22 protein-coding genes are annotated in these 20,602 nt (G+C 71.8%); 16 read left to right on the top strand and 6 right to left on the bottom strand.

The genetic code is table 11. From position 1 onward, the window contains the following. Positions 1 to 21: 21 nt before the first annotated feature. The gene (locus tag BLT23_RS00745) at positions 22 to 1,518 is read right to left on the bottom strand and encodes a chitinase (RefSeq protein WP_090044473.1); all 1,497 of its coding nucleotides are present in this window, start codon (positions 1,516 to 1,518) and stop codon (positions 22 to 24) included. A 95-nt stretch (positions 1,519 to 1,613) separates the two neighbouring features. On the opposite strand from BLT23_RS00745, the gene BLT23_RS00740 reads away from it, so the two are divergent. Beyond that, positions 1,614 to 2,378, top strand: coding sequence for an alpha/beta fold hydrolase (locus BLT23_RS00740; protein WP_090044471.1), 765 nt, complete (start codon positions 1,614 to 1,616; stop codon positions 2,376 to 2,378). Positions 2,379 to 2,397: 19 nt separating this feature from the next. Here BLT23_RS00740 and BLT23_RS00735 read toward each other — a convergent pair whose 3' ends face one another. After that, positions 2,398 to 3,228, bottom strand: a complete 831-nt coding sequence (locus BLT23_RS00735) for an oxygenase MpaB family protein (protein ID WP_090044469.1) — start codon at positions 3,226 to 3,228, stop codon at positions 2,398 to 2,400. Positions 3,229 to 3,250: 22 nt separating this feature from the next. After that, positions 3,251 to 4,096: a DUF6461 domain-containing protein gene (locus BLT23_RS00730; protein WP_245743392.1), complete on the bottom strand. Its 846-nt coding sequence runs from the start codon at positions 4,094 to 4,096 to the stop codon at positions 3,251 to 3,253. Between the two features lie 151 nt (positions 4,097 to 4,247). Between BLT23_RS00730 and BLT23_RS00725 the strand changes: the two genes are divergently transcribed. Then, entirely contained in the window at positions 4,248 to 5,114 is an 867-nt protein-coding gene (locus BLT23_RS00725) for a DUF4231 domain-containing protein (RefSeq protein ID WP_090044467.1), read from the top strand. Positions 5,115 to 5,131: 17 nt separating this feature from the next. After that, entirely contained in the window at positions 5,132 to 6,469 is a 1,338-nt protein-coding gene (locus tag BLT23_RS00720; protein ID WP_090044465.1) for a tetratricopeptide repeat protein, read from the top strand. Between the two features lie 39 nt (positions 6,470 to 6,508). On the opposite strand, the gene BLT23_RS00715 is transcribed toward BLT23_RS00720, so the two are convergent. After that, a complete protein-coding gene (locus BLT23_RS00715) occupies positions 6,509 to 6,895 on the bottom strand; it encodes a TerB family tellurite resistance protein (RefSeq protein WP_090044463.1) in 387 nt (128 codons plus the stop codon). Between the two features lie 30 nt (positions 6,896 to 6,925). Between BLT23_RS00715 and BLT23_RS00710 the strand changes: the two genes are divergently transcribed. The 9 genes from BLT23_RS00710 to BLT23_RS00670 all read left to right on the top strand — a co-directional run bounded on the left by BLT23_RS00710 (position 6,926) and on the right by BLT23_RS00670 (position 15,565). Beyond that, positions 6,926 to 7,471: a helix-turn-helix domain-containing protein gene (locus BLT23_RS00710; protein WP_090044462.1), complete on the top strand. Its 546-nt coding sequence runs from the start codon at positions 6,926 to 6,928 to the stop codon at positions 7,469 to 7,471. A 28-nt stretch (positions 7,472 to 7,499) separates the two neighbouring features. Further along, complete coding sequence (locus BLT23_RS00705) at positions 7,500 to 8,579, top strand: NAD(P)/FAD-dependent oxidoreductase (RefSeq protein ID WP_090044460.1); 1,080 nt, start codon at positions 7,500 to 7,502, stop codon at positions 8,577 to 8,579. After that, positions 8,576 to 8,758 carry a 2Fe-2S iron-sulfur cluster-binding protein gene (locus BLT23_RS42160; RefSeq protein ID WP_090044457.1) on the top strand — a complete coding sequence of 61 codons (183 nt, stop codon included), beginning with the start codon at positions 8,576 to 8,578 and terminating at the stop codon, positions 8,756 to 8,758. The genes BLT23_RS00705 and BLT23_RS42160 overlap by 4 nt, the downstream gene beginning before the upstream one ends. Next, positions 8,755 to 9,945: an NAD(P)/FAD-dependent oxidoreductase gene (locus BLT23_RS00695; RefSeq protein ID WP_090044455.1), complete on the top strand. Its 1,191-nt coding sequence runs from the start codon at positions 8,755 to 8,757 to the stop codon at positions 9,943 to 9,945. Before BLT23_RS42160 ends, BLT23_RS00695 begins: the two co-directional genes overlap by 4 nt. Next, positions 9,942 to 10,835: a dihydrodipicolinate synthase family protein gene (locus BLT23_RS00690; protein WP_090044453.1), complete on the top strand. Its 894-nt coding sequence runs from the start codon at positions 9,942 to 9,944 to the stop codon at positions 10,833 to 10,835. The genes BLT23_RS00695 and BLT23_RS00690 overlap by 4 nt, the downstream gene beginning before the upstream one ends. Further along, positions 10,832 to 11,824: a proline racemase family protein gene (locus BLT23_RS00685; RefSeq protein WP_090044451.1), complete on the top strand. Its 993-nt coding sequence runs from the start codon at positions 10,832 to 10,834 to the stop codon at positions 11,822 to 11,824. The genes BLT23_RS00690 and BLT23_RS00685 overlap by 4 nt, the downstream gene beginning before the upstream one ends. 107 nt (positions 11,825 to 11,931) lie before the next feature. Continuing rightward, positions 11,932 to 14,376, top strand: a complete 2,445-nt coding sequence (locus BLT23_RS00680; RefSeq protein WP_143035769.1) for an ABC transporter permease — start codon at positions 11,932 to 11,934, stop codon at positions 14,374 to 14,376. 20 nt (positions 14,377 to 14,396) lie between these two features. Next, on the top strand, positions 14,397 to 14,972 hold the full coding sequence (locus BLT23_RS00675; protein WP_245743389.1) for an ABC transporter ATP-binding protein: 576 nt from the start codon (positions 14,397 to 14,399) through the stop codon (positions 14,970 to 14,972). Then, positions 14,969 to 15,565: an ABC transporter ATP-binding protein gene (locus BLT23_RS00670; RefSeq protein WP_090044445.1), complete on the top strand. Its 597-nt coding sequence runs from the start codon at positions 14,969 to 14,971 to the stop codon at positions 15,563 to 15,565. Before BLT23_RS00675 ends, BLT23_RS00670 begins: the two co-directional genes overlap by 4 nt. Before the next feature lie 12 nt (positions 15,566 to 15,577). Here the strand turns inward: BLT23_RS00670 and BLT23_RS00665 are convergent, their stop codons facing one another. Then, complete coding sequence (locus BLT23_RS00665) at positions 15,578 to 16,024, bottom strand: Lrp/AsnC family transcriptional regulator (protein ID WP_090044443.1); 447 nt, start codon at positions 16,022 to 16,024, stop codon at positions 15,578 to 15,580. Then, positions 16,021 to 17,142 carry a M24 family metallopeptidase gene (locus BLT23_RS00660; protein WP_090044441.1) on the bottom strand — a complete coding sequence of 374 codons (1,122 nt, stop codon included), beginning with the start codon at positions 17,140 to 17,142 and terminating at the stop codon, positions 16,021 to 16,023. Before BLT23_RS00660 ends, BLT23_RS00665 begins: the two co-directional genes overlap by 4 nt. A 154-nt stretch (positions 17,143 to 17,296) precedes the next feature. Between BLT23_RS00660 and BLT23_RS00655 the strand changes: the two genes are divergently transcribed. From BLT23_RS00655 to BLT23_RS00640, 4 genes are all read left to right on the top strand, one after another. Next, positions 17,297 to 17,689, top strand: coding sequence for a nuclear transport factor 2 family protein (locus tag BLT23_RS00655; RefSeq protein ID WP_176946530.1), 393 nt, complete (start codon positions 17,297 to 17,299; stop codon positions 17,687 to 17,689). 126 nt (positions 17,690 to 17,815) lie between these two features. Then, on the top strand, positions 17,816 to 18,760 hold the full coding sequence (locus BLT23_RS00650) for a 5'-3' exonuclease (RefSeq protein WP_090044437.1): 945 nt from the start codon (positions 17,816 to 17,818) through the stop codon (positions 18,758 to 18,760). A gap of 5 nt (positions 18,761 to 18,765) precedes the next feature. Next, on the top strand, positions 18,766 to 19,914 hold the full coding sequence (locus tag BLT23_RS00645) for a sensor histidine kinase (RefSeq protein ID WP_176946529.1): 1,149 nt from the start codon (positions 18,766 to 18,768) through the stop codon (positions 19,912 to 19,914). Next, positions 19,911 to 20,570 (top strand): response regulator, encoded by a 660-nt coding sequence (locus BLT23_RS00640; RefSeq protein ID WP_090044434.1) that lies wholly within the window; start codon positions 19,911 to 19,913, stop codon positions 20,568 to 20,570. The genes BLT23_RS00645 and BLT23_RS00640 overlap by 4 nt, the downstream gene beginning before the upstream one ends. The last annotated feature ends 32 nt before the right edge of the window (positions 20,571 to 20,602 follow it).

Genomic DNA, 20,602 nt, shown 5'->3' with positions numbered 1-20,602 from the left:
GGTGTCCCGCCCCCACACCGGTCATCGGGGCAGATACGCCCGGTGGGACTTCGAGAACTCGTAGTTGTTGTACTTGTCCCAGTTGATCGACCACGTCATGAGCCCGCGCAGGTTCGGGTAGACGCCCTTCGGCTTGTAACTGCCGCACCGCGTGCCCTTGGTGAGGCAGTCCAGCGCCGTGTGGACGTCCGCGACGGACGTGAAGCCGTTGCCCGCGTACATCGCGGCGGGCAGGCCGATCGCGACCTGTTCCTGCTTCAACGGCGCGAAGACCTTCGACGTGTCGCCGCGCACCGGGAACCCGGCCAGCAGCATGTCGGTCATCGCCACGTGGAAGTCCGCGCCGCCCATGTTGTGGTACTGGTTGTCCAGCCCCATCACGGGCCCGGAGTTGTAGTCCTGCACGTGCAGCAACGTCAGGTCGTTGCGCATAGCCTCGATCACCGGCAGGTACGCGCCCGTGCGCGAGTCACCGCCGCCCGCGCCGCCGTAGAACTGGTAGCCGACCTGCACGAAGAACGTCTCCGGCGCCATCGTGAGCACGAAGTTCGCGCCGTAGCGCGACTTCAGCGAGCGCAGCGCGGAGATCAGGTTCACGACCACGGGCGTGGTCGGGTTGCGGAAGTCGGTGTCGCCGGCGTTCAGCGACAGCGAGTGGCCCTCGAAGTCGACGTCGAGCCCGTTCAGGCCGTACTTGTCGATGATCGCCGAGACCGAGCGCACGAACGCGTCCCGCGCGGCCGTCGTCTCCAGCCGCACCTGCCCGTTCTGGCCGCCGATCGAGATCAGGACCTTCTTGCCCTTCTGCTGCTGCGCGCGGATGCCGGCGATGAAGTCGGCCTCGGACTCGACGTTCGGGCACTCCGCGACCGGGCACTGGCTGAACCGCAGCTCACCGCTCGTGGCGCTGGTCGGCTCGGCGAACGAGAGGTTGATGACGTCCCACTCGTCCGGCACGTCGCGCATCCGGATGTAGCCGGAGCCGTTGGCGAAGCTCGCGTGCAGGTAGCCGACGAGCACCTTGCGCGGCAACGAACCCGGCGGCGTCGTGGTCGTGGTCGTCGTCGTTGTGGTCGTGGTGGTGGTGCTGCTGGTCGTGCTCGTGGTGGTGGTAGTGGTCGGTGACGTGCCGCCACCGGTGCAGGCAGCGCCGTTGATCTTGCAGTTCGCCGGGTCGGCGGTGCCGGAGGCGTTGAAGCCGAACGACACGCTGGCACCGGGCGCGATCGAGCCGTTGTACTCGCGGTTGGCGAACGTGTTGTGGTTGCCGCTCTTGGTGAGCAGCGAGTCCCAGTAGGCGCCGACGGACGTCGAGGCGGGGTAGTCGAACTCCAGCTTCCACGAGCTGAGCGCCGCGCTGGTGTCGTTCTTGATCGTGACCGTCGCGGTGTAGCCGGTGTCCCAGGACTGCTTGGTGAACGTCGCCGTGACACCGGCGGCGCTGGCAGGGGCGAGGCTCACGACCACGGTGCCGAGCACCAGTGCGGCCACCGCGGATATTCGAGCGAACAACAGCATGGCTGCTCCATCCCACGCTTGGCGGCCGGCAGGGGGTCCAGCACGAATTGGACTAGACCATCACTCCTGAGTCAAGGGCTCTAGACTGACCGGCCGTGCCCCACGCTCGTGCCGCCGACGGAACCAGGCTCTTCTACTCGGTCGAGGGGTCGGGTCCTCCGCTGCTGCTGATCGCGGGCCAGTCCAACTCCTCCCGCTGGTGGTCCCAGGTCCTGCCGGGCTTCGCGCGCTCGTTCACGACGATCACCACCGACCACCGCGGCACCGGCGCCAGCGACAAGCCGGACGCCCCGTACAGCACCCGGATGTTCGCCGACGACTGCGTCGCGATCCTCGACGACGCCGGGGTCGACCGGGCGCACGTCTACGGCACGTCGATGGGTGGCCGGATCGCGCAGTGGATCGCGGCCTCGCACCCCGGCCGGGTGGACCGGCTCGTGCTCGGCTGCACCTCCCCCGGCGGCCCGTACGGGTTCGAGCGCAGCGCCGAGGTGCGCAAGTCGCTCGCGCAGACCGACCCGATGAAGGCCCGCCGGGCGCTCGAAGCGCTGATGTACACGCCGTCGTACCGCGGCCCGTACAACACGATCGGCGACCCCGCGATGCCGCCTCACGCGCGCAAGCGCCACCTGTTCGCGAGCGCCGAGCACGACGCGTGGGACGTGCTGCCGTCGATCACCGCACAGACGCTGGTCGTGCACGGCACGGACGACATCTTCAACCCCACGGCCAACGCCCCGCTGATCACCGAACGCATCCCCGGCGCGCGCATGCACCTGATCGAAGGCGCCCGGCACGCCTACTTCGAGGAGTTCGCCGACGAGGCCACGCCGCTCGTGGCCGACTTCCTGGAGAGCTGACCCCGGAACGGCGTCCCGCTCAGCTCGTGACCCAGCGCAGGCTGCGCATCAGCGCGTGACCGGCGAACCGCACGCCGGTGGCCTCCGAGATCGGCAGGTACGGCAGCCGCAGCGGGGCCCGCGCCCACACCGGCAGCGTTGCGACGGCCGTGGCGCTCAGAACCGCGTACGGCCCGCGCGCCAGCAGCGGCAGCGGCGCCTTGAGCAGGAGGAACCGGGCGGCCTCCCGGGCCTCGGGCGTGCCGCGGAGCTCGGATCGGTAGGACCGCAGGCGCGCTTCCAGCTCCGCGGTCGTGCGCGGCGGGTCCGGGATGCCCATGACGTCGGCGATCACCGCCATGTCGGCCACATAGCCGTCGTAGTCGTCGAGGGGTTTCTCGCCATAACGCTGGTGGCAGCGCATGAAGCTGTCGACTTCGGCCACGTGCACCCATGCGAGCAAGTGCGGGTCGTCGGCGCGATAGGGGCGACCGTCCGATGCTGTGCCGCGGATGCGTTCATGGACGCGCGCCAGTCGTTCGATCGTCCGGTGCGCGTGTTCAGCCGTGCCGTAGGTGGTGGTGCCGATGAACAGGCTCGTGCGCTGCAACCGTCCCCACGGGTCCGTGCGGTAGTCGGAGTGCTGGGCGACCGCCGCCATCGCGAGCGGGTGCAACGACTGCAAGAGCAACGCCCGCAGTCCGCCGATGAACATGGCGTGGTCGGCGTGGACGTGCCGGATCGGTCTGTCGTCGGCGAACATGCGCGGGCCGGACGTCTCGTGGATCCGCCGCGCATGCCTCGCGCGGTCCGGGCCCGCGACCCGTTCGAAGAGACTTTCGCTCAGCTGCCTGCGCAGTGTCTCCAGCATCTCTCCATCATGCGCTATCCGGTCACAGGTCCCAGCGAATCCTGTCCGGCAGGAGCACCCACCGGTCCGGCCCGGTGAACGCCCGGGGGTTCTCGGGCCGCAGACCCGTGTACGCGCAGCAGTAGGCGATGGGCTCGTGGACGTAGAGGTGAGCGAGGAACACCCCGGCCGTGCCGTCGTCCTCCACAGAGCGTCCGCCGGGGAGCAGGTCCCGGTCCACGGCAGCGCCGTCGCGGTCGATGCTGCCCTGGTTGCCGCTCTTGGGGTTCGCGTACATGGAGTAGGTGACGGTGCCCGCCGACAGCGGGCGCGTGACCACCGGCAACGACGCCGCGTAGGACCAGGGCTGCACCACGACGCACCCGCCCGGCACGTCCGTGACGCCGACGACCACCTCCGTGTCGTCCGCGAACGGCTCCTCCCACCAGTCCAGCTGGGCGGGAACCTCGCCGGGCGGCAGCACCTCGGCCTCCAGCCGCCGCACGGCCTCGTCCGCGTCGATCCCGGCGACGCAGGCGATGCTGTACCCGTCGAACTCCGGCACCCCGGCGAGCGCGGCGACGAGCCGGTCCCGTTCGGCGATCGCGGCCCGTTCCTGCTGGGTGAGGACCTCGGTGGTGGGGAGGGGGTGGTCCGTGGCGAGGCTGAGGCGGGCGGGCGACCAGCCGGACATCATCGGACGCGCCGGGTCGGCGCCCGCGGCCAGCAACAACGCCGCACTCACGTGGTTGCGCGCGTTGACCGCCTGCCACAACGCCGTGCGCCCCTCGAAGAAGACGTCGATGTCCTCGGTCTCCGAGATCAGGGCCGCGACCTCGTCCGCCGTGCCGAACGCCGCCGCCAGGTGCAGCTCGTGGAACCCCCGCATGGGACCGACACCCTAGCGGGCCCCGGCTCCCCGCTGTACGGGTGAACGCCTTCTCTCCGCACTGGAACGCTGCTCCCCGAACCGCCGAACGTGGTAACACACGTTTGGTCTCTCACGATCAGCTGATGCGCGACGAGGAGAACGGAAGCGGATGGACGACTCGCACCTGCCCGGCATCTACCACGATGCGGAGAAGGCGTCCGCGCACGGCCAGAGCGTCACCCTGAGACTCAGCCGCGTGCGGCTGTTCGGAGCGGTGCTCGCCGCGATCGGCGGCGCGTTCAAGTGGAAGATCGGCGGCGGCGTCGACGTCTGGGCGTGGGTGGCGCTCGCGGGGTTCCTCGTCGCGCTGTTCAGCGAGTTCCTGCTGTGGGCGATGCACCCGGAGCTCAGGTGGAACGCGGGCAGGGCGGTCGCGGAGCGCGTCAAGTCCCTGGCGTGGCGCTACGCCGTGGGCGGCGACCCGTTCCCCACCGACTCTCCGCGCGCACGCAGGGAGCTGGAGGAGAAGATCGACGAGATCGTCGCGGAGCACACCGCCAAGCTGCTGCTCACCAGCACCAACCCGGCCGGTGAGCAGGCCATGGACGCGTTGCGCGCCAAGCCGTTCGCCGAACGCAGGGACGCCTACCGCGAGACCCGCGTGCTCGGCCAGCTGACCTGGTACAGCGAGCGGGCCAAGCGCAACGAGAGGCGCACGACGCTGTGGCGGTTCCTGTTGTTCGGCGGGGAGTTTGTGGCGATCGTGCTCGCGATCCTGCGCATCGCCGGAGTCTGGGACGTCGACCTGTCCGGCGTGATGGCGGCGGCGGTCGCGGGCGGCGCGGCGTGGATCGGCCTGCGGCAGTACGAGAACCTGGGCCTCTCCTACCTGGCCGCCGCCGGCGACCTCGCCCGCATCCACCGCCAGCTCGCCTTCGCCGAGGAGAGCGACTGGGCCACCACCGTCGCCGAGGCGGAGGCCGTGATCAGCAAGGAACACGCCGCCTGGCTCGCCTCGCGCCCGAGCACGACCTGACCCGCAGGAGACCGACTGTGAAGCCACTGACGCTGTTCGTCGCGATGCCGGGCTCCCGCGCGTCGCTCGGCGCGCACGCGACGTGGACCGACCCCGACGACATCAGGAAGTACTTCTACGAACCGCTGGCCACCAGGCTCAGCAGCAGGCTCGGCCGCGAGGTCGAGCTGGTGATCGAGAAGGACCGCGACGCCGCCGGCCCGATCCACGACACGATGTTCGAAGCCGCGATGACCGCCGAGGTCTACCTGGCCGACCTGACCGGCGCGAACCCCAACGTCTACCTGGAGCTGGGCGTGCGCTGGGCACTGCGGGACAACGTCACGGTGCCCGTCTGCCAGGACGTGAGCCAGGACGTGAAGTTCAACGTCCTGGCAGGCAGGACCATCCCGTACGGCCAACGCCCCGCCGAGCTGGAAGCCGCCCTCGACAAGATCATCAGGGTGATCGCGAACGGCCTGGACAGCGGCCACGTCGACAGCCTGGTGCGCAAGGGCGTGCACATGGTCACCCTCCCCCGCCAAGAGCTCGACGACCTCCGGCGAGAGGTCGCCCGCCTCCAGGAAGCACGCGGCGACGACCTGTTCACGGCGGCCATGAAAACCCACGCCCACCAGCAACGAACGGACCTGCTGCGCCAAGTGATCGACGTGAACCCCGGCCGGGCCGACGCCTACGGCGAACTGGGCAAGGCCCTGAGCGCAGCCGGCCAGGAGGCCGAGGCGATCACCCTTCTCGACACGGCGACCCGGATCGACCCGGACCGCCCGGAATGGTGGCGAGAACTGGGCATCGCCCAAAGCCACAGCGGCGACCTGGACGCAGCCGCCCGTTCCCTGCAAAAGGCAGTGGACCTGGACAGCACCAACGCAGGCACCTACGCGAGCCTGGGCGGCGTCTACCGCCGCAAAGCCCGCACCACCGACCACCAACTGGAAAACCTGCGCCAAGCCAGAGACGCCTACCAAGGCGCCAGCAGAATCGACAAGAACGACCTCTACCCCCTGGCGAACCTCCGCAGGCTGGACGTCCTGCTGGCCGACACCCGGCAGTCCCGCGAGACAGCCCTGGCCGAGTTCCGCAAACTCCGCCAGCTCGCCGAATACGTCATCGCGACCGAACCGACCCCGTGGCGCAGACTCGACCACGCCGAAACCCTCGCCTTCGACGGCGACCCCGACGCCGCGGTGGCCGCGGTCCGCCAGGGCCTGAGCGAGTTCGAACCAGAACACCGCAGACGCTCGGCACGCACCGCGATGGAACCGCTCCGCGACATGCTGGCCACCGGCTGGCTACCGGACGACGTGGTGAAGGGCCTCCAGGCCCTACTCACCGAATACGAGGCCGCTTCCTGACCTCCCGCCTTCCGCACGGACGGCGAACACGCCCTCACCTCACCCGAGCGCCTCCACCACCTTCGACACCATCTCCCTCTCAGCCGCAGCCACGTCCCCGTCCGCCCCGGCCACCGACCGGCACATCTCCACCACAGCACTCCGGAACACGGCGACCTCCCCGGGCTCCCGAGCCCCGACAATCCCCACCGAGGACCGTAAAGCCGCCAACACCCCGGCCTCCACATCGGCAGCCGACCCAGCAGGAAGAACAGGCGGCGCAGCACCGATGACAGCGCGCAAGTCCTCGGGAAGAAGGCTCATCGCCCTCACCCCCGCATGGCTCTCCGCGTCGAGAGCGCCGGGGTCCGCCGTGGACACGAGCACCATGGCACCGAAAACGGCTGTGCGGAGGGTCTGTCCCTCCGCCTCCGTGTACGCAGTCATGGCCGCCAGCCTATGCAACGATCAGCGGCTATGAGTGCGGGTCAGGTGCTCGGCGCCAACATCAGGGCGTTCCGGGAGCAGCGCGGGTTGTCCCTGTCGGAGCTCGCGCGGCGGTCGTCCATCGCCAAGGGCACGCTGTCCCAGCTGGAGAGCGGGTCGGGCAATCCGACGATCGAGACGGTGTTCAGTTTGTCGAACGCTTTGGACGTGCCGGTGTCGGAGCTGGTGACGGAGCGGACGCCTCCGGACGTGGTGCTGGTGCGGTCGGCGGACGTGGAGGTGCTCAGCAGCAACGCGGTCGACCTGCGGCTGATGCGGCGGATGGACGTCGGGGACACGGTGCTGGAGATCTACGACCAGCGCGTGCGACCCGGCGCGACGCAGACCAGCGAAGGTCATCCCGGCAAGGAGCACGTGCTGGTCACGAGCGGGGCGCTGCGCGTGGGGCCGCCGGAGAAGCCCTACGAGCTGGGGCCCGGCGACTACGTGTGCTTCCCCGGCTCGCTGCCGCACCTCTACGAGACGGTCGGCGGCGAGGTCAGATCGGTACTGGTGCTGGAGTACCCGAAGCACTAACGTTCATTCTATTGAACGGAGGTGGCCGATGAACCCGGATGTCGTGGTGGTGGGCGCGGGCATCATCGGTGCCGCCTGCGCGCAGGCGCTGCGGGCCCGCGGGCTCGACGTGCTGGTGCTCGACCGCCACGGGCCCGCGTCCGGCACGAGCGCGTCCGGTGAGGGCAACGTGCTGGTCAGCGACAAGGGGCCGGGGCCGGAGCTCGACCTCGCCAGGGCGAGCCGGGAGCTGTGGCCTCAGCTGGCGGGCGACGCCGAGTGGGAGGAGAAGGGCGGCCTGGTGGTCGCCACGACCGGCGACGCCGCCGAGCCGCTCACGGCCTTCGCGGACGGCCAGCGGGCCGCCGGGGTCGACGCCCGCGCGATCACGGTGGACGAGGCGCTGAGCCTCGAACCGCACCTGAACCCGGACATCACGGCGGCCGTCCACTACCCGCAGGACGCGCAGCTCAACCCGGTCAAGGCCACCAGGAACCTGTTGCGCGGCATCCCCGTCCGCCGAGCGGAGGTGTCCACAACGGACGGACGCAGCGTCACGACGGACGACGGTGTGGTCAGCTGCGGCGCCGTCGTCAACGCAACCGGTCCGTGGGCGGGCAGGTTCGGTGTCAACGTGCTGCCGCGGCGCGGCGTCGTGCTGGTCACGACCCCGATCCCCGGTGCGATCCGGCACAAGGTCTACGACGCGGACTACGTCGGCGCTGTGGCGAGCGGTGACGCGGACCTGCAGACGTCCGGTGTCGTCGAGTCCACGAAGGCCGGCACGGTCCTGATCGGGTCGAGCCGCCAGCGCAAGGGGTTCGACGAGAAGATCGAGAGCAAGGTGCTGAAAGCGTTGGCGCGCAGGGCGATCGCGCTGTTCCCGATGCTCGCCGGGGTGCCGGTGATGCGCGCGTACGGCGGCTTCCGGCCCTACGCGCCGGACCACCTGCCGATCATCGGCGAGGACCCGCGCACGCCCGGTCTGTGGCACGCCACCGGGCACGAGGGCGCGGGCGTCGGCCTGGCCCCGGCGACCGGGCTGCTGCTGGCCCAGCTGCTCACGGGCGAGACCCCGCTCGTCGACCCCCACCCGTTCCGCGTCGACCGCCAGGAGGTGCCGGTGTGAAGGTGACGTTCAACGGTCTGCCACGCGAGGTCAGCCACGTCGCGGAACTGCTGCCCGGCAGGTTCTTCTGCGGCATCGGCGTGTGCTTCGGCTGCGTCGCGGAGATCAACGGTGTGCCCGAGGTCCGCGCGTGCCGCCACCCGCTGCGCGACGGCGACCGGATCAGGACGACGTCATGAGAGTCGTGGTGGTGGGAGCCGGACCGGCGGGCATGGCGGCGGCGCGGACAGCGGCCGACGCGGGCGCCGAGGTCACGGTGGTCGACTCGGAACCCGAGGCCGGCGGCCAGTACCTGCGTGGACGGGCGCGGTTGCGCCACCCCGGCGTGACGCACCTGAAGAACACCGAGGCGTGGCTCGTCGAGGACCGGACGCTGCACCTGCGCGGGCCGCGGCAACTGCCGTTCGACGCGTTGGTCATCGCGACGGGCGCGTACGACCGGCCGCTCCCCTTTCCCGGCTGGGACGGCCCCGGCGTGATCACGGCCGGTGCCGCCCAGACGCTCGCGAAGCAGGGTGTCGTCCTCGGCCGACGCGTGATCGTCAGCGGCACCGGTCCGTTCCTGCTGCCCGTCGCCGCGGCGCTGCAAGACCTCGGTGCCACGCTCGTCGGCGTCTACGAGGCGAACTCCCCGGCGGGATGGCTCCGCGAGGGCAAGGCGGTCGCCGCCAACCGGCACAAGATCACGGAGCTGGCGCGCTACCGCAAGGTGGTGCGGCACCTGCGAACCCGTACGGCCGTCATCGCCAAGCACGGCGACCGCGTCACCGTCGCGAAGCTCGACGACCAGTGGCGCCCGGTCGGCCACCGCACCGAGCACGCCGACCTGGTCTGCACAGGCCACGGCTTCCTGCCGCGCACCGACCTGGTCCCCGAAGCCGAGCGCACCCACGACTTCCTGAACGTCGACGCGCGCCAGCGGACCTCGGTCCCCGGCGTCTACGCGGCCGGTGAGGTGACGGGCATCGGTGGCGCGGACCTCGCCGAGGCGGAGGGTGTCGTCGCCGGAGCCGCGGCGGCCGGACGGGAACCGCCGCGCGCCGCCCTGGAAGCGGTGCGGAGGGGCCGGTTGTTCGCCGAGGCGCTCGGCCGGGTGCACGCCGTGCGGCCGGGCTGGCGGACGTGGCTCACCCGGGAGACGACAGTGTGCCGCTGCGAGCAGGTCCAGCTCGCGGACCTCGGCGACGCCACCACGATGCGCGAGCTCAAGCTCACCAGCCGGGTCGCGATGGGGCGGTGCCAGGGGCGGATCTGCGCCCGCAACGCCGCCGAGCTGACCGGTGTCCCGTTCGACGGCCAGCGCCGCGTGGTCGCGGTGCCGATCCCCCTTGGCGAACTCGCCGACCTCACGGAGGAAACGTCATGACCGAACGCCTCGACGGCGTCATCGTCGCCACCGCGCTCCCCTACGCCGAGGACCCCCAGGCTCCGGCGGGGTTGCGCCCCGACCTGGACAAGCTCGCCGAGCACTGCCGGTGGGTGGTCGAGAGCGGCTGCCGCGGCGTGGGCCCGAACGGGTCGCTGGGCGAGTACTCGTCGCTGACCGACGCGGAACGCCGTGAGGTGGCCAAGACCGCCATCGCCGCCGTGAAGGGCAAGGGCATCGCGGTGATCGGCGTGCACGGCGCCGGCGCGCACCAGGCCCGGCACTGGGCGGAGCTGGCGGCCGAGGACGGCGCGGACGGCGTGCTGTGCCTGCCGCCCACGATGTACCGGGCGAACCGCGGCGAGGTGGTGCACCACTTCCGGGAGGTCGCGAAGGCCGGGCTGCCGGTCATGGTCTACAACAACCCGATCGACACCAAGGTCGACCTGACGCCGGACCTGCTCGCCGAGATCGGCCAGATCGAGAACGTGGTGGCGGTGAAGGAGTTCTCCGGCGACGTGCGGCGGGTCCTGGAGATCCGCGCGGCCGCCCCGCACCTCACCGTCGTGGCGGGCGCGGACGACGTGGTGCTGGAGAGCCTGCTGATGGGCGCCACCGGCTGGTTCGCGGGCTACCCCAACGTCTTCCCCGCCGAGTGCACCGAGCTGTTCGACCTCGCGCTCGCCGGCGAGGTCACCGAGGCCCGCGCGATGTACGAGAAGCTCGTGCCGGCGTTCCGCTGGGACTCGCGCACCGAGTTCGTGCAGGCCATCAAGCTCTCGATGGACCTCGTCGGCCGCTACGGCGGTCCGTGCCGCCCGCCTCGCGGCCCGTTGTCGCAGGAGCAGGCCGACCAGGTCACCGCGGACATGAAGCTGGCCACGTCATGAGGTTCGCCCGCTACTACAGCGCCGTCGACTCGCACACCGAGGGAATGCCGACACGGGTCGTCACCGGCGGCGTCGGTGTCATCCCCGGCGCCACGATGGCGGAGAAGCGCCTGAACTTCATCGAGCACCACGACGACATCCGCCGGTTCCTGATGAACGAACCGCGCGGGCACGCGGCGATGAGCGGCGCGATTCTCCAGCCGTCCACCCGTCCGGACGCCGACTGGGGCGTGCTCTACATCGAGGTGTCCGGCTGCCTGCCGATGTGCGGCCACGGCACGATCGGCGTCGCGACCGTGCTGGTGGAGACCGGCATGGTCGAGGTGACCGAACCCGTCACGACCGTGCGGCTCGACACCCCGGCCGGGCTGGTCCTCGCCGACTACGACACGCGCACCAAGCTCGTGACGATCCGCAACGTCCCGTCGTACGCGCACCGGCTGGACGCCGTCGTCGACGTGCCGGGGCTGGGCGAGGTGCGCTACGACATGGCCTACGGCGGCAACTTCTACGCGATCCTGCCCCTGGAACAGCTCGGCATCCCGTTCGACCGGGCGGAGAAGGACCGCGTCCTGGCCGCCGGACTGTCCATCATGGACCGGATCAACGCGGCCGACCGGCCGGTGCACCCGGTCGACCCGGCGATCAGCGGCTGCAAGCACGTCCAGTTCACCGCTCCCGGGCTGGACGGCGCGCACTCGCGCAACGCGATGGCGATCCACCCCGGCTGGTTCGACCGCTCCCCCTGCGGCACCGGCACCTCCGCGCGGATGGCGCAGCTGCACGCCCGCGGCGAGCTGGAGATCGGCGCGGACTTCGTGAACGAGTCGTTCATCGGCACCCGGTTCGTCGGGCGGCTGCTGGAGGAGGTGCCGCTGCGCGACCGCACGGCGGTCGTGCCGACGGTGTCCGGACGGGCGTGGGTCACCGGGATGGGCCAGTACCTGCTGGACCCGACGGACCCGTTCCCCGAGGGCTTCGTGTTGTAGCCGTGCGCCCCGGATCCGGGCTGTGGCGCGGGTTCCTGTTCGGCGGCGTGCGTACTGTTACCTCCGAAAGCCTCCCCAAACGGCGGATCGCCGGTTAGCGTGCGCAGGTGCAGTTGCCGTGGAGAGCCGCGCCCAGGGCTGCGTTGTCGAGTCCGCTCACGCTGGTGGTGAGCATCGCGACGACGCTGCTGCTGGGCTTCGTCGTGGCCGCAGCCGTGATGCACTCGTCCTCCTCGGGCGGTGCCGCGCTCGCCTACCAGCAGAGCCGGATGTGCTCGCAGTCCGTGCACCCGTCGCTCGACGGCGAGGGCCTGCCGCTGGCCGACGCCGTCCCGATGGCGGCACACGGTGACCTCGGAGCCGTGTACACGCGGATCGGGCGGCCCGACTTCAACGGTCTCGCCACCTACGGGCGGTTCGGCTACCGGCCGGAGGCGCGGGCGCACTTGACGGTGCTGGAGGGCGGCGGCTCCGGGTTGTGGGTGCCGCAGACCATCGCCACCGCGGCCCGCGTGAAGGTGGGCGACCGGCTCACCGGGTCGCCGCTGACCGTGAGCGCGATCTACGCCGACCTGGCGCACCCGGTCGAGGACTGGTGGTGCTCCGAGGTCAAGACCGTCGTGCCGAACGCGCTGGGCGGCGACGGCGAGAGCACCTCGGTGATCTGGGTGGGACAGCCGTCCGACCTCGCGGCGCTGCCGCCGGAGTTCGCCGGGGGCGCCTCGGTCTCGCTGCGCTTCCCCACCGACGCCCCGGCGACGGTCGCCGACGCGGAAACCCTGCGGGACAAGGGCAACGCGCTGGTCGAGTCGCTCGGCCTGCCGCTGACGCGCACGGACCTGGTGTCCGGCGCCATCTCCGCGGCCCATGCCGCCGAACGCAACGTCGCGTCCGCGCTGCTGCCGCTGGTGCTCATCAGCGTGCTGGTCGGCCTCGCGGGCGTCGGCACGGTGACCGTGCAGTGGGCGCAACGGCGGCACTCCGAGCTGCGGCTGTTGTGGGTGCGCGGCGCGGGTCCGCTCGCACTCGGTTTCCGCGGGGTGCTGGAGCTGGGGCTTCCGCTGGTCGTCGGCGGTCTGCTCGGCCTGGTGGCGGCGCGGCTGCTGCTGCCCCTGTACGCGCCGGGTGTCGCGCTGGCACCGGGAACGCTCTGGAGCGCGCTGGGTTTCGTGCTCGCGGTGGTGCTGGCGTCGTTGGCGGTGACGGTGTTCGTCGCCGCGTGGCGCACGCACCGGACGTTCCAGCGGCGGGCGCGGTCGTGGCGGCTCGCGGTGGTGCCGTGGGAGCTGGTCGTCGCCGGGCTCGCGGTGCTGGCGTGGTTCCGCCTGTCCCGCAACGGGCTGGGCACCACGCTCAAGGGTACCGAGCTGCCGCGCATCGACGTGGCGGCGCTGACGTTCCCGTTGCTCGTGGTCCTCGCGACCGCACTGCTCGCCACACGGCTGCTGCGCTGGGCGCTGGCGTTGTCGCACCGCGTGCAGTGGTGGCGGGTCCCGGCCGCCCAGCTCGCGCTGCGCAGGCTCGCCGCGGCCGTCGGACCCGTGACCGGCGTGGTGCTGGTCGGGGTGCTGGCGGTCGGCACGATCGCCGTCGGCAGCTCGGTGGCGGGTGCGCAGCGGTCGGCGCTCGACTCGAAGTCCGGTGTGTTCGTCGGCGCCAACAGCACCGTGCAGGTGTCGCAGGACATCGCGCTCGGCAAGGTCGAGCTGCCGTCGTCGTTGCAGGGCACCACGACGCTCGTGGGCGTGAGCACCGGCGCGCTGGTCGTCGACCCCGCCACGTTCACCGACGCGGCCGTGCTGGACGACGCCGCCGAGGTGCGGACGCTGGTCTCCGGCCTGCGCCGCAGCGGTGACGTGGCCCCCGCGCTGCGCATCGGCCGCGCGGCGGACCAGGAGATCCAGATCACCGGCCTGCCGCTGCTGAAGCCGGTGGCGTCGCTGGCGACGTTCCCGAAGCTCGGCACGCGCGGCTACGTGCTGTCCCGCGAGTCGGTGACCGCCCCCGAGCACGTCGGGTCGTGGCACCTGTGGTCGTCGCTGCCGCTGTCGGCGCTCACCTCGACGTTGCAGGAAGCCGGTATCCACTACACGAACGTCGCGGATCGCGCCCGTGTGCTCGACGGCCTGCCGTTCCTGACCGTGGAGTGGACGTTCGGCTTCGTGACCGCGATCGGCGTGGTGCTGGCCGTCGTCGCCGCCGTGGCGCTGCTGCTCGCCATCGAGGTGCGGCGCCGGCAGAACGCCGTCTCCGGGGCGCTGTCGACCAGGATGGGCATGCGCCCGGCCGTGCTGTGGTCCAGCCACCTGATGGAGATCGGCGCGCTCGCGTCGGTCGCGCTGCTGGTGGGCGCGCTGGCCTCGTTCGCGAGCGCCGGAGCGGCCGTGCCCCGCCTGGACCCCGCGCCGTGGCTGAACCCGGCGCCGTCGTTGCCGAACCTGACGCCGCTCGTCGGCACGATGGTGCTCGGCGGCCTGCTCGTCGTCGTGGTGGCGGCGTGGCTTGCGTTGCGCGGTGCCCGCACCGCGCGGATGGGAGAGCTGCTCAGGTGATCCGCGCTAGTGGCGTAGGGGTGTCCTACGGTTCCGTGCGCGCCGTCGCGGACGTGTCGCTGTCGATCGCGCCCGGTCTCACCGTGCTGTCCGGACCGTCCGGCTCCGGCAAGTCGACCCTGCTGCGCGTGCTGTCGCTGGTCGAACGCCCGTCCACCGGCGAGGTGTTCGTGCGCGACGTCGCCACGTCCGGGCTGTCCTGGCCGGACCTGCGGGCGTTGCGGCGCAAGGAGATCGCGGTGGTGTTCCAGAACCCGGCCGACAACCTCATCGCGCACCTGACCGTCGGGGAGAACCTGCGGGCGGCGGGTGCCTCCGACCACTCCATCCTGGACAGCCTGGGGCTGGGCGGCTCCGCGACCTGGCGGATCGGCGCCCTGTCCGGCGGGCAGCAGCAGCGGCTCGCGTTCGGGTGCGCGCTGGCCCGCGGGGCGTCGGTCGTGGTGGCCGACGAGCCGACCTCGCAGCTGGACGTGCGGTCGGCCGACCTGGTGCTGGAGACGTTGTCGTCGTTGCCCGTTCCCGCTGTCGTGGCCTCCCACGACCCGCGGCTGGTGGAGTTGGCGGACGTGTGCGTTCCCTTGGTGGCGTCATGATCGAGGCGTGCGGGGTGCACCGGACGTTCGGCGGGGTCTCGGTGCTGCGAGGGGTCGACCTGGCGGTGCGCGCCGGGGAGCTCGTGACGCTGAGCGGGCCGTCCGGGTCGGGGAAGACGGCGCTGCTGTCGTTGCTGTGCGGCTTCGACCTGCCCGACCGGGGCTCGGTGCTGCCGGGACCCGCGTCGTGGTCGGCGTGCGCGGTGCTGCCGCAGTCGCTGGGGCTCGCGTCCGAGCTGACCCTGGAGGAGAACGTCGCCCTGCCCCTGCGGCTCGCCGGGCGGGAGGTCGCCGGGGTCACCGAGCTGCTCGCCGAGCTGGGCATCGGGCACCTGGCGGCGCGGTTCCCCGCGCAGGTCTCGTTCGGGCAGCAGCAGCGGGCGGCACTGGCCAGGGCCGTCATCGCCCGGCCGGCCGCCCTGCTCGCCGACGAACCGACCGCGCACCTCGACGCCGTCAGCGCCGTGGCCGCCGTCGGCCTGCTGCGCCGGGCGGCCGACGAGGGCGCGGCCGTGCTGATCGCGACCCACCACGACGCCGTGCACGAGGCGGCCGACCGGGTGCTGGTGCTGGCGGACGGGCAGGTCAGCTGACCCGCCCGTCGCTCACACGGCGGGCGGGCGGTCCTCGTAGGGCGTGGACAGCACGACCGTCGTCCGCGTCGACACGTTCGCCGACTCGCGGATCTTCTGCAGCAGCTCCTCCAGCGCCACCGGCGACGCCACCCGCACGCGCAGGACGTACGAGGCGTCACCCGCCACCGAGTAGCAGGCTTCGATCTCCTGCAGGTGTTCGAGCCGCTTCGGGTAGTCGTCGGGCTCGGAGGGGTTGATCGGGAAGAGCGAGATGAACGCGGACATCGGCAGGCCGATCTCGGCGCCGTCCAGGCGCGCGGCGTAGCCCTTCACGATGCCGCGCTGCTCCAGCCGCTTCACGCGCTGGTGCACCGCCGAGACGGACAGGCCCACGCGCTCGGCCAGGTCGGTGAAGCTGCACCGCCCGTCCGAGGCGAGCTCCTTCAGTATCGCTCTGTCGATCTGTTCGAGGGTCAAAGCACCACCAGCTCGTGAGGTCGGTTGTTGAAGGACTCCACGCCGTCGGCGGTGGCCACGACGATGTCCTCGATGCGCGCGCCCCAGCGGCCGGGCAGGTAGATGCCGGGTTCGACGCTGAAGGACATGCCGGGTTCGAGCGGAAGCGCGTTGCCGCTCACGATGTAGGGCTCCTCGTGCACGTCCAGGCCGATGCCGTGGCCGGTGCGGTGCACGAAGAACTCGCCGAAGCCCGCGTCGGCGATCACGGTGCGGGCGGCCGCGTCGACCTCTTCACAGGTCACGCCGGGCTTCACCGCGTCGACGGCCGCCTGCTGCGCCGCCTGCAGGACCGCATAGGTGTCCCACACGTCGTCGTGGGCGGGCTCCCCCATCACGTACGTGCGGGTGGAGTCGGAGTTGTAGCCCTCGGCGACCGGGCCGCCGATGTCGATGACGACGACCTCGCCCGCCCCGACCACGCGGTCGGAGTCGCGGTGGTGCGGCGACGCGCCGTTCGGGCCGGAGCCGACGATCACGAAGTCGGCGACCGTGTGGCCTTCCTCGACGATGGCGGCGGCGATGTCGCGCGCCACCTCGCGCTCGGTGCGGCCGACGCGCAGGAACTCGCCCATGCGCGCGTGCACCCGGTCGATCGCGGCACCGGCCTTGCGTAGCGCGGCGATCTCCGCGGCGTCCTTGCGCATCCGCAGCTCGCGCAGGATCGGCCCGGCCAGCGACTGCGGCCCGCCGATCGCGTCACCCAGCTTGAGGGTGTGCAGGGCGGGCATCATGTCCGCCACGGCCACGCGCGAGCCCTTCAACGCGGCCTTGACCAGCGCGTACGGGTCCTCGCCGTCGACCCACGTGACGACCTCGACGCCGAGCTCGTCGGTCGGGATGCCCGCGTAGCCCGGCTGCTCCAGCTTCGGCACGACGAGCCGCGGCGTGCCGTCCACGGGCAGCGCGAGGCAGGTGAGGCGCTCGAACGAGTCGCCACCGGCACCGATCAGGTACCGCAGGTCCGAGCCGGGCGAGATGAGGAGGGCGTCGACGCCCGCCTGCCCGGCCGCCTGGGCGGCGCGGTCAAGCCGCGCACGCAGCGCGGACACGTCGATGGGCCCGGTGATCGTTGCCATGGCGGAAAGCCTAGTGCGTTGACCGCGCTGCTCGCCGGGCGCGTTCGGCTCCCGGCACGACTCGTGGGCCCGCGAAGGAAAGCGGCCCCGCCATCTGACCGTTCGCGATCAAAATGGTTCACGGAGACGCGCTGTACATCAAAGGAGAATGCACATGTCCTCACCCACCGCTCCGCGTTCTGTGGTCGAGAACTATTACGCGCTCATCGACTCGGGCCGCCTCGGCGAAGCAGTCGCGATGATGACCGACGACGTGAAGCTCACCTTCGCCAACAGCGAGCCCGTGTTAGGCAGAGAAGCCGCGCAGGCATCGCTGCGAGCGGTTCTCGACCGTTGCGACGAGATCCTCCACACCGTCGTGACCTGGTTCGAACGCCCCGCGGCTGACGGCGGCACAGAGGTGATGGCCGAGATCCGCATCAAGTACAGCCTGAAGAACGGCCGCCAACTCGATCTCCCCGGCTGCGTCTTCGCGACGATCGACGCCGCCGGCGCGTTCACCGAGCAGCGGCTCTACGGCGACCTCACGCCGGTGTTCGCGGAGTAGCCGCCGCTCCCGTTCTCGCCCGCACAATCCGGTTCGGACGAAGACCTCGGGTCGAACCGGGTGGTGGACAAGCGGCTACCAGGGCAATCCGGAAATTGTCGGACCTTGCTAGTAGCTTGTTCACCCGTGAGCTCTCCCCTGGTGCTGCTGGACTCCGCGAGCCTCTACTTCCGGTCGTACTACGCGCTGCCGGACTCGATGACCGCGCCCGACGGCACGCCGGTCAACGCCGTGCGCGGGTTCGTCGACACGATCGCGCGCGTCATCACCGACCGCGGCGCGGGCCGGCTCGTCGCCTGCCTCGACGCCGACTGGCGCCCCGAGTTCCGGGTGAAGGCGCTGCCGTCGTACAAGGCGCACCGCGTCGCCGAGGACGCCGCCGACGGCTCCGAGGAGGTCCCGGACACCCTCACGCCGCAGATCCCGATCATCCTGGACGTCCTCGACGCGGCGGGCATCTGCACCGGCGAGGCGACGGGCTACGAGGCCGACGACGTGATCGGCGCGCTGGCCCACCACGAGAAGAAGTCACCCGTCGAGGTGGTCACGGGCGACCGCGACATGTTCCAGGTCGTGCGGTCCGAACCGACGCCCGTGCACGTCCTGTACGTGGGCCGCGGCTGGAACAAGGTCGAGGTCCTGGGCCCGGAGGAGCTGGCGGCCAAGTACTCGCTGCCCGTCGAGAACGCCGGCTCCGCCTACGCGGACATGGCCGTGCTGCGCGGCGACCCGTCCGACGGCCTGCCGGGCGTGGCGGGCATCGGCGAGAAGACGGCCGCTAAGCTCATCACCGAGTTCGGCTCGCTCGACGCGGTGCTCGCCGCCGTCAAGGACCCGATGGACCGCAAGCTCACCACCAAGGCCCGCAACTCGCTCATCGCGGCCGAGGAGTACCTGGCCGCCGCGCCCACGGTGGTGCGCACGGCCCTGGACGCCCCGGTCGTGAAGGACCGCGACGACGAGGTGCCGCGCGTGCCCGCCGACCCGGAGCGGCTGCGCGAGCTGACGCAGCGGTGGGGCCTGGGCAGCTCGGTGCCGCGGCTGGTCAACGCGATGGAGCGCAGGGCCTGACGGCCGTGGGCTCGCGCGGCCTCCGCTCGGCGGTGGTCCGCCGCACCACGCCGGCGCACCTCGTGGCGGTCGCGTGCTTCCTGCTCGCCGTCGTCCCCACCGGCTTCCACCGTCCGGACGGCTGGCACGCGGTGAACCTGGTGTGCGGGGTCGTGACGGCCGTCGTGGTGCTGGTGTCGGCGCGGAACCTGCTCGGCTCGTGGTTCCTCTGCGTGGTGCTGCTGCTCGTCCTGCCCGGCTTCTACGGCACGCGCACCGGCCCCGAGCTGGAGTGGGGCTGGCCGTGGACACTCGGTCTGACAGCGGCGGCCGGCTACCTCCTCTACCAAGTCGCGTTGCGCCTGCGCACCGTCGTGGTGGTGACGGCCGCGGCGGCCACGTGGGTGGCGACGTGGCCGCGGCTGGACGACTGGGGTGACGCGCCGCTGCCCGGCCTGCTCGTTGCCGGAGCGGTCCTGCTGGGCACCACCGTGCGGCAGCGCCGCGAGGCCCAGCGGCGGCACCGGGACGAGCAGATCCGCCTGGTCGCGGCGGACGAGCGCACGCGCATCGCACGGGAGCTGCACGACGTCGTGAGTCACCACCTGTCCGCGCTCGTCCTGCGGGCCGACGCCGTCTCGTACCGGCTGCCGGGCCTGGCGCCCGAGGTGCTGGACGAGGTGGAGGTGCTGCGGCGGATGGCCCGCGACGGGCTCACCGAGATGCGGCGGCTGCTCGTCGTGCTGCGCGACGGCGACGGGGACGGGACCGCGCCGCAGCCCGGCCTGTCCGGGGTGGAGGATCTGGTGGCCCGGTTCCGCGAGACCGGCGCGGACGTGGCGCTGCGGCTCGGCGCGGGCCCGGTGCCCGCCGGGGTGGGGCTCTCGGCGTACCGGATCGTCCAGGAGGCGCTGAGCAACAGCGGCAGGCACGCGCCCGGCGGCGCGGTCTCCGTGTCGGTCACCGAGGACGACGGCGTGCTGGAGGTCGAGGTGCGCAACGCCGCGGCGACCCGGCCCGCGCTCGACAACGACCCTGACCGGCCCCGGCACGGCCTGGTCGGCATGGCGGAACGGGTGCGCGTGCTGGGCGGCGAGCTCACCGCGGAGCCGACGCCCGAGGGCGGGTTCGCGGTGGTCGCGCGCCTGCCGCTGAACGGAGGGGACACGGCGTGACGATCAGGGTGCTGGTGGTCGACGACCAGGCGATGATCCGGGAGAGCTTCCGTGTCGCCCTGGACAGCCAGTCCGACGTGGACGTCGTCGGCGAGGCGGGCACCGGGGCCGAGGCGGTGGCGCTGACCCGCGACCTCGCGCCGGACGTGGTGCTGATGGACGTGCGGATGCCCGTGATGGACGGCCTGGAGGCGACGCGGCTGATCACCGGCTCCGGCGAGGCGCCGCCGAAGGTGCTGGTGCTGACGACGTTCGACCTCGACGAGCACGTCTACGGGGCGCTGCGCGCGGGCGCCAGCGGGTTCATGCTCAAGGACTCGCCGCTGTCCGACCTGATCAACGCCGTGCGGGTGGTGGCCTCCGGGCACGCCCTGTTCGCCCCGTCGATCACGCGGCGGCTGGTCGCGGCCTACGCCGACCGCGCGCCGGGCAAGCCGGACGGCACCGCGTTGCGCCACCTCACCCCGCGCGAGGCGGAGGTGCTGCGGCTGGTCGCCCGCGGCCTGTCCAACGCGGAGATCGCGGAGGCGCTGACCATCGCCGAGCAGACCGCCAAGAGCCACGTGAGCCGCGTGCTGACCAAGCTCGGCCTCCGCGACCGCGCTCAAGCCGTGGTGCTCGCCTACGAGTGCGGCCTGGTCGTGCCGGCCGAGTAGTACCGGGGTACGGGTCCGCGGCGACCGGTACC

Origin of the sequence: Lentzea fradiae, assembly GCF_900100955.1 — a bacterium.
GTDB classification, from domain to species: Bacteria; Actinomycetota; Actinomycetes; order Mycobacteriales; family Pseudonocardiaceae; genus Lentzea; species Lentzea fradiae.
The sequence above is the reverse complement of the archived record's forward strand: the minus strand, read 5'-3'. Positions and strand labels throughout refer to the sequence as shown.

Bases quoted from the DNA above. Each gene is read 5' to 3' on its own strand.
- BLT23_RS00690 (WP_090044453.1), top strand. From the start codon at position 9,942: ATGACCGAACGCCTCGACGGCGTCATCGTCGCCACCGCGCTCCCCTAC.
- BLT23_RS00715 (WP_090044463.1), bottom strand. From the start codon at position 6,895: ATGACTGCGTACACGGAGGCGGAGGGACAGACCCTCCGCACAGCCGTT.
- BLT23_RS00710 (WP_090044462.1), top strand. From the start codon at position 6,926: ATGAGTGCGGGTCAGGTGCTCGGCGCCAACATCAGGGCGTTCCGGGAG.
- BLT23_RS00655 (WP_176946530.1), top strand. From the start codon at position 17,297: ATGTCCTCACCCACCGCTCCGCGTTCTGTGGTCGAGAACTATTACGCG.
- BLT23_RS00705 (WP_090044460.1), top strand. From the start codon at position 7,500: ATGAACCCGGATGTCGTGGTGGTGGGCGCGGGCATCATCGGTGCCGCC.
- BLT23_RS00745 (WP_090044473.1), bottom strand. From the start codon at position 1,518: ATGCTGTTGTTCGCTCGAATATCCGCGGTGGCCGCACTGGTGCTCGGC.
- BLT23_RS00670 (WP_090044445.1), top strand. From the start codon at position 14,969: ATGATCGAGGCGTGCGGGGTGCACCGGACGTTCGGCGGGGTCTCGGTG.
- BLT23_RS00695 (WP_090044455.1), top strand. From the start codon at position 8,755: ATGAGAGTCGTGGTGGTGGGAGCCGGACCGGCGGGCATGGCGGCGGCG.
- BLT23_RS00735 (WP_090044469.1), bottom strand. From the start codon at position 3,228: ATGCTGGAGACACTGCGCAGGCAGCTGAGCGAAAGTCTCTTCGAACGG.
- BLT23_RS00725 (WP_090044467.1), top strand. From the start codon at position 4,248: ATGGACGACTCGCACCTGCCCGGCATCTACCACGATGCGGAGAAGGCG.
- BLT23_RS00660 (WP_090044441.1), bottom strand. From the start codon at position 17,142: ATGGCAACGATCACCGGGCCCATCGACGTGTCCGCGCTGCGTGCGCGG.
- BLT23_RS00730 (WP_245743392.1), bottom strand. From the start codon at position 4,096: ATGCGGGGGTTCCACGAGCTGCACCTGGCGGCGGCGTTCGGCACGGCG.
- BLT23_RS00685 (WP_090044451.1), top strand. From the start codon at position 10,832: ATGAGGTTCGCCCGCTACTACAGCGCCGTCGACTCGCACACCGAGGGA.